Genomic DNA, 16,624 nt, shown 5'->3' with positions numbered 1-16,624 from the left:
GAGGGTGTGGGAGAGTAGGACACCGCCGGACAATCTTCCAGTCAGGGCCACCCCAAACAGGGATGGCCCTGACTGCGTCAGCGCCGTTCCGGCGCAGCACGGTTACGGACGGGCGGGTGCACCCGGAGGCCCGGCCGGCGACCAGGTGAGCCAGGTCGTCAGCGGCTCTGGATGCCCTCGCGGAGCCGGCGGAACAGCGTCGCGGCGTCCGCCACCGGTCGGCCCGGGAACATGCCCATCGCCACGCTGCCGTGGTCGGCCCAGCCGCAGACCGTGAAGTCGCCGCCGTCGCCGCTGGTCGTGCCGCACTTCATCACGCCGCCCAGGCGGCCCGCGTCCACCTCACGCAGCCGGGCGACCTTGCCGGTCTCGTCGGCCATCAGGCCGAAGAGAGTGTCCAGGTCACGCTCGGGCTGCCAGAGCAGCGTGGTGCCGCCGAACAGCAGCACCGACCGCTTCGCGTCCGCCGGGTCGCGGTAGACCGTGCCGAAACTGCGGTCCAGCTCGATGTCGGCGGCCAACCCGTCCCGCAGGTAGTCGGCGGTGCCGCGGGCCCGGTCACTGTCGTCGCGGGTGAGCCCGGCCACCCGGACCGGCTGGGTGAGCTGCGTGTCCTTCTCCTGGAAGACCCGCCACCCGACCGTGCCGAGCGCCCCGGCGCCGGCGAGACCGACCGCCAGGGCGGCGGCCAGCACGATCTTCCGGCGCCGCGAGACAGGCCGCCGTTCGGGCTCCAGTGCCGGCTCACGGCGGCTCAGTCGGATCGGTTCGTCGGTCAACTCGACCGGACCGTCGCCCCCGTCGACCGGACGCTCGGTGAGATGCGCGTCGGACATGACCGCCACCGTACGCGAATCACCGGTGGCGCACGTCGGGTCTCCGAAAGCGCTCCGTAGACTTTCAGAGTGACCGAGAGACTGGATGCCCGACGCCCCGACGCCCCGACCCTTGCCGGCCAGTACCAGCCCGGCGAGGTAGAGCAGCGACGGTACGAGCAGTGGGTAGCCGGCGGACACTTCCGGGCGTCGGCGCGGAGCGACAAGCCGCCGTTCACCATCGTCATCCCGCCGCCCAACGTCACCGGCTCGCTGCACATGGGCCACGCCTTCGAGCACACGCTGATGGACGCGCTCACCCGGCGTAAGCGGATGCAGGGCTACGAGGCGCTGTGGTTGCCCGGCATGGACCACGCCGGCATCGCCACCCAGAACCTGGTCGAGCGGCAGCTCGCCGGCGAAGGGCTGTCCCGGCACGACCTGGGCCGGGAGAAGTTCGTCGAGCGGGTGTGGCGGTGGAAGGCCGAGTCCGGCGGCGCGATCCTCGGCCAGATGCGCCGGCTCGGCGACGCCGTCGACTGGGACCGCGAGCGCTTCACCATGGACGAGGGTCTCTCCCGGGCCGTGCAGACCATGTTCAAGAAGCTCTTCGACGACGGGCTGATCTACCGGGCCAACCGGATCATCAACTGGTGCCCGCGCTGCCTCACCGCGCTGTCCGACATCGAGGTGGAACACACCGAGGACGAGGGCGAGCTGGTCTCGATCCGCTACGGCGACGACGTCGTGGTGGCGACCACCCGGGCCGAGACGATGCTCGGTGACACCGCGGTGGCCGTGCACCCGGACGACGAGCGGTATCAGCACCTCATCGGCACCGAGGTGGCGCTGCCGCTGACCGACCGGCGGATCCCGATCGTCGCCGACGAGCACGTCGACCCGGCCTTCGGCACCGGCATGGTGAAGGTGACCCCGGCGCACGACCCCAACGACTTCGAGATCGGCCAGCGGCACGACCTGCCCGCCCTGACGATCATGGATGAGCGTGGCGTCATCACCGCTCCCGGCCCGTTCCAGGGCCTGGACCGGTACGAGGCCCGCCCGGCCATCGTGGCGGCGTTGCGCGAGCAGGGCCGGATCGTGGCCGAGAAGCGTCCGTACCTGCACTCGGTGGGGCACTGCTCGCGGTGCAAGACGACTGTCGAGCCGCGGCTGTCGCTGCAGTGGTTCGTCAACACCGGGCCGCTGGCGAAGGCGGCCGGCGACGCGGTCCGCGACGGCCGGGTCAAGATCGAGCCGGCCGAGCTGGCCAAGCGCTACTTCGCCTGGGTCGACAACATGCACGACTGGTGCATCTCCCGTCAGCTCTGGTGGGGCCACCGCATCCCGGTCTGGTACGGCCCGGACGGCGAGGTCGTCTGCGTCGGCCCGGACGAGGCGCCGCCGGCCGGCGAGGGCTGGCGACAGGACGAGGACGTCCTGGACACCTGGTTCTCCAGCGGTCTCTGGCCGTTCTCCACCCTCGGCTGGCCGGAGCGGACGCCGGACCTGGCGAAGTTCTACCCGACCAGCGTGCTTGTCACCGGCTACGACATCCTGTTCTTCTGGGTCGCCCGGATGATGATGTTCGGCCTCTACGCGATGGACGGCGCGCAGCCGTTCGACACCGTGGCCCTGCACGGCATGGTCCGGGACGAGCACGGCAAGAAGATGTCCAAGTCGTTCGGCAACGTGGTGGACCCGCTGGACTGGATCGACCGGTTCGGCGCCGACGCCACCCGTTTCACGTTGGCCCGGGGCGCGAACCCGGGCCAGGACGTGCCGGTCAGCGAGGAGTGGTGTCAGGGCTCCCGCAACTTCTGCAACAAGCTCTGGAACGCCACCCGGTTCGCGCTGCTCAACGGCGCGCACACCGACGGCCCGCTGCCGGAGGCGAGCAGCCTGTCGACCATCGACAGGTGGATCCTGTCCCGGCTGGCGCACGTCACCGCCCAGGTCGACGAACAGTTCGAGGCGTACGAGTTCGCCAAGGTCTGCGATCTGCTCTACCACTTCGCCTGGGACGACGTCTGCGACTGGTACGTGGAACTGAGCAAGCCGGTGCTCGCCGACGGCGGGCCGGCGGCGGACACCACCCGGCGCGTGCTGGGCCATGTGCTGGACCAGCTGCTGCGGCTGCTGCACCCGGTGATCCCGTTCGTCACCGACGAGTTGTGGTCCGCGCTCACCGGCGCGGAGACGCTGCTGGCGGCCCGGTGGCCGGTCGCCGACCGTACCGGGATCGACGACGCCGCGGAGGCGGAGGTCGGCGCCCTCCAGCGGGTGGTGACCGAGGTCCGGCGGTTCCGCTCGGACCAGGGGCTGCGGCCCACCCAGCGGGTCGCCGCCCGGCTGGACGGCCTGGCCGGCGCGGGGATCGCGGCGCACGAGCCGCTGGTCCGGTCGCTGGCCCGGCTCGACGCGCCCGGCGACGACTTCCAGGCCGCCGCCACGCTGGCCATGCCGGGCGAGGTGAGCGTCGCGCTCGACACCCGGGGGGCGATCGACGTGGCCGCCGAGCGGGCCCGGCTCACCAAGGACCGTGCGGCGGCCGAGAAGGAGGCCACCCAGGCGCGGGCGAAGTTGGACAATCCGGCGTTCGTCGGCAAGGCGCCCGAGCCGGTGGTCGCGAAGATCCGGGAACGGCTGGCGGTGGCCGAGGCGGATCTGGTCCGCATCGACGCCGCCCTGGAGGCGTTGCCGTCATGAGCGGTCGTCCCGACCACGCCGGGTTCGCCGAGGTGGAGGCCGCGCTCAACGCGCGCGGCTTCACCCGGATACGCTTCGAGCTGGAGAAGATCGAGAGCCTGCTCGACCTGCTCGGCAGCCCGCAACGGGCGTACCCGTCGATCCACCTGACCGGCACCAACGGCAAGACCTCGACGGCCCGGATGATCGACTCGCTGCTGCGGGCGTTCGGGTTGCACACCGGTCGCTACACCAGCCCGCACCTGGAGACCGTCCGGGAGCGGATCAGCCTGGACGGTGAGCCGGTGAGCGAGGAACGCTTCGTGTCCACGTACCGCGAGATCGCGCCGCTGGCCGAGCTGGTCGACGGGCGTTCCGCCGAGCCGCTGACCTACTTCGACGTGACGACGGCGCTGGCGTTCGCCACGTTCGCCGACGCCCCGGTCGACGTCGCGGTGGTCGAGGTCGGGCTCGGTGGCGCGGAGGACGCGACGAATGTGATCCAGGCGGGCGTCGCCGTGATCACCCCGATCGGCCTGGACCACACCGAGTGGCTCGGCGACACGATCGAGGACATCGCGCTGCACAAGGCGGGCATCATCCACCCCGGCGCCACCGTGATCGCGGCGGCGCAGCAGGAGGAGGCCGCCCGGCCGATCCTGGAGCGCTGCGCCGAGGTCAACGCCACCGTCGCCCGCGAGGGCGCCGAGTTCGGCGTGCTGCGGCGGGCGGTCGCGGTCGGCGGCCAGGTGCTCACCGTCCAGGGCCTGGGCGGGGTGTACGAAGAGATCTTCCTGCCGCTGCACGGCGCGCACCAGGCGCAGAACGCGGCCGTGGCGCTGGCCGCCGTGGAGGCGTTCCTGGGGGCCGGCGCGCGACGGCAGCTCGACATCGAGGCGGTTCGGGAGGGCTTCGCCGGGGTCAGCTCCCCGGGGCGGCTGGAGCGGGTGCGTACCGCTCCGACGGTGTTGCTCGACGGCGCGCACAACCCGCACGGCATGGCCGCCACGGTGGCCGCGCTCCAGGAGGAGTTCGCGTTCAGCAAGCTGGTCGGCGTGTTGGCGGTGCTCGGCGACAAGGACGCCGCCGGCCTGCTCGAACTGCTCGAACCGGTACTCGACACGATCGTGGTCGCGGAGAACAGCTCGCCCCGGGCGATGCCCGTCGACGAGCTGGCCGAGCTGGCCGGGGAGATCTTCGGGCCGGACCGGGTGCAGGTGGCTCGGGAGATGCCGGACGCCATCGAGGCGGCGGTGGCGGAGGCCGAGTCCGACGTGCCGGGCGAATTGGCCGGCGTGGGCGTGCTGATCACCGGTTCGGTGGTGACCGTGGCCGACGCCCGCCGGCTGCTCAAGCGATGACCGGCCCGCAGCGGCGCCCGGACGCGGAGCCGGGCCCGGGCGGCGAGGCGGGTCCGGGCGCGGAGCAGCGCCCGGAGCAGCCGGGCGGGGCGGGTCCGGGCGGCGCCCGCCGGTCCGGGCTGCGCAACCCCGACAAGGCGGTACGCGGGCTGGGCGCCGGCACGCTGGCGCTGGAGGCGCTGGTGTTGCTGTTGGCCATCCAGCCGATCCGGGTGGTCGGCGGCGACCTGAGCGGCGCGGCGGTCGGCGCGATCGTCGCGCTGGCGGTGGCCTGCGTGGTGCTGGCCGGGATAATGCGGCGCGGCTGGGCCTGGCAGGCCGGCACCGTGGTGCAGGGCCTGCTGCTGCTCTCCGGGCTGCTGCACTGGTCACTGCTCGTGCTCGGCGTGATCTTCGCCCTGGTGTGGGCGTACGCCTGGCACGTGCGGCGGGTCATCCTCGGCTGACGCGCTGCCCGCGGGTCAGCAGGGGGCCGTTGCTATACCTCAGGCGTTAAGAAGGGGCCCCTCCTTGCACCTCAGGCGTCGGCGAGGGAGCGCCACTGGGTGAGCGCCACGCCGTGGCCGTCGGGGTCGCGGAAGGCAGCCGCCCACACCTCCAGCTTGGTGCCCCGGTTGACCACCCGAGGGGCGTAGGTGAACCGCACACCGGACCCGCGCAGCCGCTCGTACGCCGCCTGGATGTCGTCGACCTCCAGGTTGACGTGCACCAGGCGGCGGCTGATCGGCGCGGCGCCGGTGACCCGGCGCAGCACCAGCCGGGTCGGCCCGGAGCCGAGCACCGCGTTGCCCTCGCCCCGGTCCAGCTCCTCGAAGCCGAGTTCCCGGTAGAAGTCGAGGGACCGGTCCAGGTCGGTGACGAGCAGCGTGATCCCGACTCCGCTGATCGGGCTGGCCAGCTCGTCGTCCGGCGCGGCCTCGCCGGTCGGCCCGAAGATGGCCTCGTCCAGCTCCTGCGGGGTGGGCGGCGCGTCCCGCCCCGGGGCGTCCAGCGGGACGTCGATCGGGTCCACCGCCACCGTGTCGTCGGCGGGTCCCTCGGCCGGCGGGCGGGGCGCCGGCGCGCGCCGGGGGAGCGGGCCCAACGGAGCCGGCTCGACCAACTGTCCCTCCAGCACGACCGGCCCGCCGGGCCGGCGGCGCACCATCACCGGCTCGCGCTCCTCGGGGCCCGGCGGAAGGTCGTCCAGCAGCGGATCCGGCGCAGGCGGGTAGTCGTCGCGGAAGTCGTCCTCCGGGGCGCGCCCGGCCCACGGTGGGGCCTCCTGCGCGATCAGGGTCTCGTCGAACGGGTCCGCGTCGGCGTACTCCGGCGGCAGGTCGGCGACCGGGGCGGAGTTCTCGGCGTGGGTGGGCACCTCGTCCCAGAGCACCCGGACGTGGCGCTGGTCGTCGAGGGCCACCCGGACGGGCAGCGCCTGCCCGAGCGAGGGCCACTTGGCGACCGGCACCCGCGGCTCGATGATCTTCTTGGAGCGCGGCGGCAGCCCCGGCGCGTCGATCACCAGTTGCAGCTCACAGCGCCCGAAGGCGTATTGCGTGGGGGGTTCGGAGGCGCTGTGCACGTGGCCCAGGCCGACCACCCAGGTGCGGCCACCGCCACGGACCGTGGCCAGGGCGATCGCCAGCACGAGCAGCGCGACGCCGAGCGCGACGATCGCCCAGCTGGTCATCCCGAGCCCGAACAGGGTCACGAACGCGGCCACGGTGCCCAGCACCGCGCCGATCAGCTTGCGTACCGGCGCGATGGTGCGGTTCCCGCCATTCGCCACAGTGGACCTCCCAGGGGTTCCATGGTCAGGCTAGGCCGCCGCGGCGGGCCAGGGAAGACGCAGCCGCCGCGCCGGCGCCGGGACCGGGTCGCTACGCTGACCGTACCCAGCCCGACCCGGTTTGAGTGCACAGGAGGAAGCCAGCGTGTCCAGCAGCAGCCCGGACGAGCGGACGCTCGTACTGATCAAGCCCGACGCGGTGCGCCGTGGTCTGGTGGGCGAGATCCTGTCCCGTTTCGAGCGCAAGGGCCTGCGGATCGACGCGCTGGTGAGCCGGACCATGGACGGCGACTTCGCCGACCAGCACTACGCCGAGCACGTCGAGAAGCCGTTCTACCCGCCGCTGAAGACGTTCATGACCGGCGGCCCGCTGGTGGCGCTGGTGCTCTCCGGCGACCAGGTGATCGAGGTGGTCCGCGCCATGATCGGCAGCACCGACGGCCGCAAGGCCGCCGCCGGGACCATCCGGGGCGACCTGTCGCTGTCGAACCGGGAGAACCTGGTGCACGCCTCCGACTCGACGGACAGCGCCAAGCGCGAGATCGGCCTCTGGTTCCCCGAACTGGGCTGAGCCGTCGCCCCCGGCCGGTGAGGGGGCGCGGGGCGTCGCGGCCCGTCTCCGCCGGCTCCGGGGCGTTCGTCGGAGTGGCACGTTGGGTGACCGTCGACAGGTGGCGATCTTCTCTGAAATATCCGTTTCCGCTTCTCGCTGGCTCTCGTTGGCCCTGATGGTCGGGCCTGCGACGGCACCCGACTGACGGTGGCGCGGCGAGCGCCCGTCGAGGCAGGTCCGGTCGTACGACCGGGCGGCAGAGGGTGGAACGGATGACACTGGTCGGTGTTCGGACGCAGCCTGGCCCACGGGAGATCGGCGTCAACGCCGCGGGCAGCCCGCGGAAGACCTTCCGCGGTGACATCGAGGGCCTGCGCGCGGTGGCCGTCCTCCTGGTGCTGGTCGGTCACGCCGTGCCGGCCGTCCTCCCGGGCGGTTTCGTCGGTGTCGACGTCTTCTTCGTCATCTCCGGCTTCCTGATCACCGGCCTCCTCGTCACCGAGCTGCGGCAGACCGGCCGGATCTCGATCGCCGGCTTCTACGCCCGCCGGGCCCGCCGACTGCTGCCGGCCGCCGGGCTGGTGCTGCTGGCGAGCATGCTGCTCACCGTCGTGGCACTGCCCCGGACGAGGTGGCCCAGCACCGGCGGGGACGTGGTGGCCAGCGCCACCTACCTGATGAACTGGCACCTCGCCGACCGGTCGGTGGACTATCTCGCCGGCGGCCAGCCGCCCAGCATCCTCCAGCACTACTGGTCGCTCGCGGTGGAGGAACAGTTCTATCTGATCTGGCCGCTGCTGCTCATCCTGGTCATGCTGGGTGCCCGTCGGGCCCGTGGCGGGTGGCTGCGCACGGCGCGGTGGCGCCTCCCGCTCGGCCTGGCGCTGATCGCCGTTCCCTCGTTCGCCTGGTCCGTCGCGGAGACGACGAGTGATCCCGCCCGGGCGTACTTCATCACCACCACCCGGCTGTGGGAACTGGCCCTGGGTGGCGCGGTGGCGGTGTTCGGGTTGCTGGTTCCCCGGATGCCGGCCCGGCTGGGCGCCGCCGTCGCGTGGGCCGGCACGGGCGCGATCATCACGTCACCGCTCGTGCTGGACACCGCGACGGCGTTTCCCGGCTGGTCGGCGCTGCTGCCCACGCTCGGCACGGCGGCGGTGATCGCGGGCGGCGGATGCGCCGGCCGGGTCGGTCCCGGTCGGGTGCTGGGTCTCCGCCCGGTACGGGCCGTAGGAGCCATCTCCTACTCGCTCTACCTGTGGCACTGGCCGCTGCTGGTGGCCATCGACACGAAGTACGGTCCGCTGACCCAGACCACGGCCCTGGCCGTCGCGCTGTCCTCGGTGATCCCGGCCGCGCTGACGTACCGGTACGTGGAGGACCCGATCCGTCGTGGCCGGATCTTCGGGATCCAGCCACGACGGGCCCTCGCCCGGGGCGCGGCCTGCACCATCCTGGTCGCGGCCACCGGGCTGGGAATGCACGCGGCCACCCAACGTGAGGCGGCGCGGCTGGGCGCAGCCCTGGTCGCGCCGAACCCGGTCACGGGTGACGCGCCCGCGCCGCCGCCCGGCGCGGCCGTGCTCGGCCCGCATCCCCGCAACGCGCCGGCCGGTCAACCGGTGGACCGGGTGGCCGCGATCCAGCCCGACCCGCTGTTGGCCTACGGCGACCAACCGGACGTCTGGCGGGACAACTGTGTCACGCAGATCCCCGACAGTGAGGTCAGGACCTGCGTGTACGGCGATCCCAACTCGAACTACACCGTCTGGCTGGTGGGCGACTCCCACGCCGGCAACTGGGTGCCCCCGATGCAGGAGGTCGCCCGGACGAACCACTGGCGGCTGGTGACCTACATCAAGGCGAACTGCCCGTTCACCACCGGCGAGGTGGCCGACCACGGGCTGCGGCCGTACCCGACCTGCGGGGAGTGGAACCGGACCGTGCGCCAGCGGCTGCGCGCCGACCGGCCGAACCTGGTCCTCACCACGAACATGGTGTTCGTGCCGACGCGTGCCGGGGAGCCGGTCACCGGCGGCGAACGGCAGCAGGTCGCCGCGCAGCGGCAACGGCAACTGTGGTCGGAGCTGTCCGGGACCGGTCTCCGGCTGATCGTGCTGCGCGACACCCCGCTGCTGACCGAGCCGGGTCCGGCGGGGGTTCCGCGGGCGCTCAACGTGCCGGAGTGCGTGCTGCGCTACCGCGACCGGCTCACCCGGTGCGCGGTGCCCCGCCAGGCGGCGCTCGACGCCGGGGCGGGGCGGGCGCAGGAGCAGGCCGCGGCGGGTCTGCCCCACGTGAGCCTGATTGATCTGAACGACGCGATCTGCCCCGCCGACCGGTGTGTGCCGGTCATCGGCGGCGCGCTCGTCTATCGGGACAGCAACCACCTGACGGCCACGTTCGCCCGGACGTTGACGCCACGCCTGGCCGAGGCGCTGGACCGGGAGCTGAGTTGAGCACCTCGCCGGACCGCCCACCAACGGCCAGCGCGCGCTTCAGCCGGCGACCCGGGTCAGCGCGACCAGGTCGGTCAGCCGGGCCAGGTCGCCGTCGCGGGCGGCGGCGAGGAAGGCGTCGAGCAGCCGCCGCTGCTCGGCCGGGCCCGCGGTGAAGCGCCGCCGCTCCCGCGCGAGCCGGGACGCCGCGCGGTGGTGCAACTGGCGGCAGTCTGCCGCCGACCGGTCCAGGATGTCGCCGACCTCCGCGTACGGCACGGCGAAGGCGGTGTGCAGCACGTAGACCGCCCGTTCCGGCGGGGTGAGCCGTTCCAGCAGGTGCAACAGGGCGGTGGAGCCCGTCTCCCGCAGCTCGACGGTCTCCAGCGGCCCGAACGGCGACGGGTCGGTGGGCACCGGCTCGGGCAGCCACGGCCCGACGTACGTCTCCCGGCTGGCCTGCCGGGCGCGCAACCGGTCCAACGCCAGCCGGGTCACCACCCGGGACAGGTAGCGGCGGGGCTCGGTGACCGCCCGCCGGTCGACGTCGAGCCAGCGCAGGTACGCCTCGGAGAGCACGTCCTCGGCGTCGTGCAGGCTGCCCAGCAGCCGGTAGGCCAGCCCGAGCAGCATCGGCCGGTACGCGGTGAGCGCACCGGCCGCCTCCGCCGCCGCGGCGGCGTCCCACACCTCGTCGGGCACGCCGTGCTCGCCGAGCCGGGTGACCGCGTCGGTCAGCGCCAGCGCGGCCCGCTCCCGCTCGTCGAAGAACGACGGCGCCTCCCGCCAGGGGCCAGGACGAAGAGCCGCCGGCTGTCCTCCCCGGCGCCCAGCGCCTCCCGGGTGTGCATGTCGACGCAGAACGCGCAGCCGTTGAGCATCGACGCCCGCACCTTCACCAGCTCCAGCACGGTGTGGTCCAGGTTGCCCCGGATGTAGGTCTCCAGCCCGCGCACCAAGCGGTACGCCTCCGGCGCCGCCACCGCTGCCAGGTTGATCCGGCTCATCGCCGCCTCCCTCGTGTCGTCCGTACGTGGGTACGACGGATCCCGGCCCGGCCGGTGTGACGGTGCGGCGGTGTGACGGTCGTCATGCGGGATGTTGGGAGGGTCCCCTGTAATCCGTATGCGTTGACAGGGGCCCCTCCTTACTCGGAGGCGGAGGGGTGGGCGGGTCGAGTATCGTGGGCACCGCAAGGCGACGACCCGGCCATCACCGGTGAGCCTCCGGAAGAACAGCCGGGTGACCGGCCCAGTAGAACCGGACGGGTCCGGCCCGTCACAGCCGACGAACGAGCGGGCGGTCGATCCTGACCGCCAAGCGGGGTGGTACCGCGGACCACCCGGGAGCGCCGCCGAGGCGTGCCCCGGACGGTTCGTCCTCGCAGACCCACCGACGAGTGAGCTGCGCGAGGAGAGCGACCCCCGATGGCCTATCCGTTGCACGACCCGGCCGGCGCCGGCGTCCCGGCGAGCCCGGACCTGCCCGCGGTCGAGCGCCGGGTGCTGGAGCACTGGACCGCCGACAAGACCTTCGAAGCATCCGTGGAAGGCCGCCCGGCCGGCGCGGACGGCAAGAACGAATACGTCTTCTACGACGGCCCGCCGTTCGCCAACGGCCTGCCGCACTACGGCCACCTCTTCACCGGCTACGTCAAGGACGTGGTGCCGCGCTACCAGACCATGCGCGGCAAGCACGTCGAGCGGCGTTTCGGCTGGGACTGCCACGGACTGCCGGCCGAGGTGGTGGCCGAGAAGCAGCTCGGCATCACCACCAAGGCGGAGATCCTCGACCTCGGCGTGGCCCGGTTCAACGAGGCCTGCCGCGCCTCGGTGCTGGAGTTCACCCAGGACTGGGAGCGCTACGTCACCCGGCAGGCCCGCTGGGTCGACTTCGGCAACGACTACAAGACGCTCGACCTGGACTACATGGAAAGCGTCATGTGGGCGTTCAAGACCCTGCACGACAAGGGTCTGGTCTACGAGGGCTTCCGGGTGCTGGCCTACTGCTGGCGGTGCGAGACCCCGCTGTCGAACACCGAGACCCGGATGGACGACGTCTACCGGGACCGGCACGACCCGACGCTCACCGTGTGGTTCGAACTGACCGCCGACGAGACCGCGCCGGAGCCGCTGCGCGGGCCGGTGAAGCTGGGCGTCTGGACCACCACGCCGTGGACGCTGCCGTCGAACCTGGCGCTCGCGGTCGGGCCGGACATCGAGTACGCGGTGCTGGAGCGCGACGGCGAGCGGTTCGTGGTCGGCGCGGCGCGCCTCGGCGCGTACGCCAAGGAGCTGGAGGGATACGAGCAGGTCGGCACCGTGTCCGGCCGGGACCTCCTCGGGCGCCGCTACACGCCGCTCTACGACTTCCTGGTCGAGCCGGCCGGGCCGAACGCCTACCAGGTGCTCGGCGCGGAGTTCGTCACCACCGAGGACGGCACCGGGATCGTCCACCTCGCTCCGGCGTTCGGCGAGGACGACCAGAACACCTGCAACGCGGCCGGCATCCCGACCGTGGTCACCGTGGACGACCACACCCGCTTCACCGCGCTGGTCCCGCCCTATCAGGGCGAGCAGGTCTTCGACGTGAACAAGCCGGTGATCCGGGAGCTGAAGGAGCGGGGGGTGGTGCTGCGGCAGGACGTCTACACGCACTCGTACCCGCACTGCTGGCGCTGCGACACCCCGCTGGTCTACAAGGCGGTGTCGTCGTGGTTCGTCGCGGTGACGCAGTTCCGGGACCGGATGGTCGAGTTGAACCAGCAGATCAACTGGACGCCGGGGCACATCAAGGACGGCTCGTTCGGCAAGTGGCTCGCCAACGCCCGGGACTGGTCGATCAGCCGGAACCGGTTCTGGGGCTCGCCGATCCCGGTGTGGCGCTCCGACGACCCGAACCATCCGCGGGTCGACGTGTACGGGTCGCTCGACGAGATCGAGCGGGACTTCGGCGTACGCCTGACCGACCTGCACCGGCCGGCGGTGGACGACCTGGTCCGCCCCAACCCGGACGACCCGACGGGCCAGGCGATGATGCGCCGGGTGCCGGAGGTGCTGGACTGCTGGTTCGAGTCCGGCTCGATGCCGTTCGCCCAGGTGCACTACCCGTTCGAGAACCGCGACTGGTTCGAGCACCACTACCCGGGTGACTTCATCGTCGAGTACATCGGGCAGACCCGCGGCTGGTTCTACACCATGCACGTGCTGGCCACCGCGTTGTTCGACCGGCCGGCGTTCCGCAACTGCCTGAGCCACGGCATCCTGCTCGGCTCGGACGGCCGCAAGATGTCCAAGAGCCTGAAGAACTATCCGGACGTCTACCACGTGTTCGACTCCTACGGGTCGGACGCGATGCGGTGGATGCTGATGTCCTCGCCGGTGCTGCGCGGCGGGGACATGGCGGTCACCGAGACGCTGATCCGGGACGCGGTGCGGCAGGTGCTGCTGCCGCTGTGGAACGTGTGGTACTTCTTCACGCTCTACGCCAACGCGGACGGCTACCAGGCGAGCCGGCGCACCGACTCGACGAACGTGCTCGACCGGTACGTGCTGGCGAAGACGAACGAGCTGGTGGCGACCGTCGGCGCGCAGATGGACGCGTACGACATCTCCGGTGCCTGCGCGACCGTCCGGTCCTTCCTGGACGCGCTGACCAACTGGTACGTGCGTCGCTCGCGGGACCGGTTCTGGGCCGGCGAAGCGGACGCGTTCGACACGCTCTGGACCGTGCTGGAGACGCTCTGCCGGGTGGTGGCGCCGCTGGCGCCGCTGACCGCCGAGGAGATCTGGCGCGGGCTGACCGGCGAGCGGTCGGTGCACCTGACCGACTGGCCGTCCGCCGACGAGTTCCCGGCCGACCACGAGCTGGTCGCGGCGATGGACAACGTCCGGGCGGTCGCCTCGGCCGCGCTGTCCCTGCGCAAGGCGACGGGCCTGCGGGTCCGGCTGCCGCTGGCGAAGCTGACCGTGGCCTCGGCCGTCGCCGACCAGCTCCGGCCGTTCGCCGACCTGGTCGCCGACGAGGTCAACGTGAAGGAGGTCGTGCTCACCGGCGAGGTGTCCGCCTACTGCCAGCAGGTGCTGACCGTGGTGCCGAGGGCGCTCGGCCCGCGCGTCGGCAAGGCGGTCCAGCAGGTGATCAAGGCGGTCAAGGCGGGGGAGTGGGAACTCGTCGACGGCGCCCCGGTCGCCGCCGGGGTCACCCTCGCCGAGGGCGAGTACGAGCTGCGCCTGGTCGCCGCCGACGCGGAGCACTCCGCCCCGCTGCCCGGCGCGGACGGCGTGGTGGTGCTGGACACCGCTGTCACGCCGGAACTGGCCGCCGAGGGGCTGGCCCGGGACGTGGTCCGGGTGGTCCAGCAGGCCCGCCGCGACGCCGGCCTGGACGTCTCCGACCGGATCGCGGTGGCGGTGTCGGCCTCCGAGGAGGTGCGCGCGGCGGTCGCCGCGTACACCCACTTCGTGGCGCGGGAGGTGCTCGCGGACACCGTCGACTTCGCCGAGGGCCTCGACGGCTTCGCCGGCGAGGCCGGCGACGGTGAGCGCGTGGTGGTGAGCGTCCGCCGCGTGTGAGATGTAAGGCGGGGCCCCTTGTTAACGCATTCGGTAGAGAAGGGGCCCCGTCTCACTCCACGCACCGGCGGGTGGACTGCGTGCCACCCGCTCGGTCGGGGGTGTCGGCGTCGGCTACCGTGACAGCGCCTGTTTCGCGTACGACCGCCGGAGGACCCGTGCCCCTGCTCTACACCATCGGCAAGCTCACCGTGGCGCCCGCGCTCCGGTTGGCCTTCCGGCCGCACGCGGAGGGGTTGGAGCACATCCCGGCGACCGGCGGCGCGATCTTCGCGGGCAACCACCTCTCCGTCGCCGACGAGCTGCTGCTCGGCACCGTGGTCCCGCGGCACCTCGCGTTCTGGGCCAAGTCGGAATACTTCACCGGCACCGGGCTCAAGGGCGGCTTCTCCAAGTTCCTGCTCACCGGCCTGGGCGCGATCCCGGTCGAGCGGGGCGGCGGGCGGGCGGCGCTGTCCGCGTTCGACGCCGCGATCCCGGTGCTCAAGGCCGGTGACCTGGTCGCCGTCTATCCGGAGGGCACCCGCTCCCCGGACGGGCGGCTCTATCGCGGTCGCACCGGCGCGACCCGGCTGGCGGTGGCCGCCGGGGTGCCGATCATCCCGGTCGGCGTGACCGGCACCGACAAGGCCCAGCCGATCGGCACCCGGGTGCCCCGGCCGGGCCGGGCCAAGATCACCATCAAGTTCGGCAAGCCGCTGGACTTCACCGGCCGGCCCGACGACCGCTCGTCGCTGCGGGTCATGACGGACGAGCTGATGGCCGAGATCCAGAAGCTCACCGGCCAGGAGTACGTGCCCCGCTACGCCCCGCGGCGCGGCGAGCAGCCGCCCGCCTGACCCGCTCAGGACTGCTTGGGGACCACCACTCGCTGGCGCAGGTCGTCCAGCAGCCGGCCGCTGTCCTGGACCGACAGTCGGGTGAACACACCGGTGGTCAGGCTGCCGTGGTCCACCGAGGTGCACACCACCACCGGGTCGCCGTCGGCCCGCCCGACCGCGCAGCGCTCGTGCCGGCCGCGTACGCCGGTGTCCACGGTCACCGAGGGTTGCAGCTCGTAGTCGCCGGCGAGGCGCTTCAGCTCGGCCTCGGCGTCGGACTCCGGAGTGAACCGGAAACCGGTGCTGCCGAACAGGGTCACCCGCTTGCCGTCGTCGGTGGTGTAGATGCCGGCGAACGTGTCCTCGGCGAGCCAGTCCGCCTGGCGTACCCGGCTCTTCAGGTCTTCGGCCGCGGCCTGGCTGCCCCGGTCCTGGCGCAACCGCATCGAGTCGAGCCGGTCGGGGAGCGTGGCGCTGGCCGGGTACTGGCTGGAGAGCGGCTGGACCCACCAGAGCGGGACGCCGCAGCAGCACGCCACGCTGAGCAGCAGCACCCAGGGCCAGCGGCGTCGCCGGCGAACGGGCACCGGCACGTATCCCTTTGGGGCCTGCCACCCGGGCGGCGGCGCGGTCCGACCCCGGCGTTGCTTCGGGGGCCGCGCGGCCGGCGGCGACACCGGGCGGGCGGCCGGCGGACCGGGGTACGGCGGGTGCTGCTGCGGCGGCGACACCGGGCGGGCGGCCGGCGGGGCGGGGTAGGGCGGGGTGTGGGCCGGGGGTGACACCGGGCGGGCGGCCGGCGGTGGGGCCGGGTGGGCCGGCCACGGCGCGGTGTAGGGCATCGTCGCCGGCAGCGCCGGCAGCTCGGCCGACGGCAGGTTCCAGCCGGTGGTGTCCACCCCGGCCCAGGGGTCGACCGGGGTGGCGTGCTCGGGCGATTCGATCGGCGGCACCGGCGTGGGTTCGGCGGACTCGCCCCAGCCGCGGCGGCGCGGCGGCGCGGGCGGGACCGGCGCGGAACCGCTCCAGCGGGGGGCGGGCGGCTCGACGCGGGTCGGCGGCGTCGCCTGCTCGACCCGGGTGGGATCCGGCCCGGTCCCGGCCCGCCCGGGGGTCGGGCCGTCCTCGATCCGGGTGGGGTCGGGGGTGCGTGCGGCCGGCGGGCCGGGCACGGTGGCGGCGCCCCGGGCCCGACCGGCCGGAGTGGCGTCGGACTCGGCCGGCGCGGCGTCAGGGTCGGCCGGCGTGGCGTCGGGGTCGGGGTTGGGGTCGGGCTCGGCCGGGGTGGCGTCGGTCGGTGCGGCCGGGGCGGCGTCGGGGTCGGCCGGGGCGGCGTCGGCCGGGGCGGCCGGAACAACGTCGGTCGGCGCGGCCGGGGCGGCGGCGGCCGGAGCGCCGGCGTCCGCCCGCTCGCCGCCCGCCCGGTCGGCCTCGTCGCGGCCGGCACGCTCGCCGGGCGCGGCCGGCGACGTGGTGGCCCCGGTTGCGGCAGGCGTCGGTACGGCGGTCGGCGGCTCGGTGACGGACGGCTCCTCGGCCCCGTCGGCCGGCCGGTCCGCCCCCGGCTGCGGCTGCGACATCGCGGCAATCTCCTCTCGCGCCC

General features: G+C 73.2%; 12 protein-coding genes. 7 read left to right on the top strand and 5 right to left on the bottom strand.

All coding sequences use genetic code 11. From position 1 onward, the window contains the following. Nucleotides 1–158: 158 nt before the first annotated feature. A complete protein-coding gene (locus AB0H28_RS13205) occupies nucleotides 159–836 on the bottom strand; it encodes a hypothetical protein (protein WP_358038204.1) in 678 nt (225 codons plus the stop codon). 69 nt (nucleotides 837–905) lie between these two features. On the opposite strand from AB0H28_RS13205, the gene AB0H28_RS13200 reads away from it, so the two are divergent. From AB0H28_RS13200 to AB0H28_RS13190, 3 genes are read left to right on the top strand one after another with little or no spacing between them, the layout of a single operon-like run. Further along, nucleotides 906–3,524 (top strand): valine--tRNA ligase, encoded by a 2,619-nt coding sequence (locus tag AB0H28_RS13200; protein ID WP_358038201.1) that lies wholly within the window; start codon nucleotides 906–908, stop codon nucleotides 3,522–3,524. Beyond that, nucleotides 3,521–4,864 (top strand): folylpolyglutamate synthase/dihydrofolate synthase family protein, encoded by a 1,344-nt coding sequence (locus tag AB0H28_RS13195; protein WP_358038198.1) that lies wholly within the window; start codon nucleotides 3,521–3,523, stop codon nucleotides 4,862–4,864. Before AB0H28_RS13200 ends, AB0H28_RS13195 begins: the two co-directional genes overlap by 4 nt. Continuing rightward, entirely contained in the window at nucleotides 4,861–5,310 is a 450-nt protein-coding gene (locus AB0H28_RS13190) for a DUF4233 domain-containing protein (RefSeq protein ID WP_358038195.1), read from the top strand. The genes AB0H28_RS13195 and AB0H28_RS13190 overlap by 4 nt, the downstream gene beginning before the upstream one ends. A gap of 71 nt (nucleotides 5,311–5,381) precedes the next feature. Here AB0H28_RS13190 and AB0H28_RS13185 read toward each other — a convergent pair whose 3' ends face one another. Beyond that, on the bottom strand, nucleotides 5,382–6,635 hold the full coding sequence (locus tag AB0H28_RS13185) for a VOC family protein (RefSeq protein ID WP_358038192.1): 1,254 nt from the start codon (nucleotides 6,633–6,635) through the stop codon (nucleotides 5,382–5,384). Nucleotides 6,636–6,780: 145 nt separating this feature from the next. Between AB0H28_RS13185 and ndk the strand changes: the two genes are divergently transcribed. Beyond that, on the top strand, nucleotides 6,781–7,206 hold the full coding sequence (ndk, locus tag AB0H28_RS13180) for a nucleoside-diphosphate kinase (protein WP_358038189.1): 426 nt from the start codon (nucleotides 6,781–6,783) through the stop codon (nucleotides 7,204–7,206). Between the two features lie 254 nt (nucleotides 7,207–7,460). Next, nucleotides 7,461–9,647 (top strand): acyltransferase family protein, encoded by a 2,187-nt coding sequence (locus tag AB0H28_RS13175; RefSeq protein ID WP_358038186.1) that lies wholly within the window; start codon nucleotides 7,461–7,463, stop codon nucleotides 9,645–9,647. A 39-nt stretch (nucleotides 9,648–9,686) separates the two neighbouring features. Here AB0H28_RS13175 and AB0H28_RS13170 read toward each other — a convergent pair whose 3' ends face one another. After that, the gene (locus AB0H28_RS13170; protein WP_358038183.1) at nucleotides 9,687–10,328 is read right to left on the bottom strand and encodes a sigma-70 family RNA polymerase sigma factor; all 642 of its coding nucleotides are present in this window, start codon (nucleotides 10,326–10,328) and stop codon (nucleotides 9,687–9,689) included. Between the two features lie 32 nt (nucleotides 10,329–10,360). Beyond that, the gene (locus AB0H28_RS13165; protein ID WP_358038180.1) at nucleotides 10,361–10,633 is read right to left on the bottom strand and encodes a carboxymuconolactone decarboxylase family protein; all 273 of its coding nucleotides are present in this window, start codon (nucleotides 10,631–10,633) and stop codon (nucleotides 10,361–10,363) included. A 420-nt stretch (nucleotides 10,634–11,053) separates the two neighbouring features. Here AB0H28_RS13165 and ileS point away from each other — a divergent pair, with 420 nt between their 5' ends. Both ileS and AB0H28_RS13155 read left to right on the top strand, forming a co-directional pair. After that, nucleotides 11,054–14,200: an isoleucine--tRNA ligase gene (gene ileS, locus AB0H28_RS13160; protein ID WP_358038177.1), complete on the top strand. Its 3,147-nt coding sequence runs from the start codon at nucleotides 11,054–11,056 to the stop codon at nucleotides 14,198–14,200. A 158-nt stretch (nucleotides 14,201–14,358) separates the two neighbouring features. Then, nucleotides 14,359–15,039: a lysophospholipid acyltransferase family protein gene (locus tag AB0H28_RS13155; RefSeq protein ID WP_358038173.1), complete on the top strand. Its 681-nt coding sequence runs from the start codon at nucleotides 14,359–14,361 to the stop codon at nucleotides 15,037–15,039. Between the two features lie 5 nt (nucleotides 15,040–15,044). Here AB0H28_RS13155 and AB0H28_RS13150 read toward each other — a convergent pair whose 3' ends face one another. Next, the gene (locus AB0H28_RS13150) at nucleotides 15,045–16,601 is read right to left on the bottom strand and encodes a hypothetical protein (RefSeq protein WP_358038169.1); all 1,557 of its coding nucleotides are present in this window, start codon (nucleotides 16,599–16,601) and stop codon (nucleotides 15,045–15,047) included. Between the last annotated feature and the right edge of the window lie 23 nt (nucleotides 16,602–16,624).

The sequence above is a fragment of the Micromonospora sp. NPDC050980 genome, assembly GCF_040653835.1.
Classification (GTDB): domain Bacteria; phylum Actinomycetota; class Actinomycetes; order Mycobacteriales; family Micromonosporaceae; genus Micromonospora.
The sequence above is the reverse complement of the archived record's forward strand: the minus strand, read 5'-3'. Positions and strand labels throughout refer to the sequence as shown.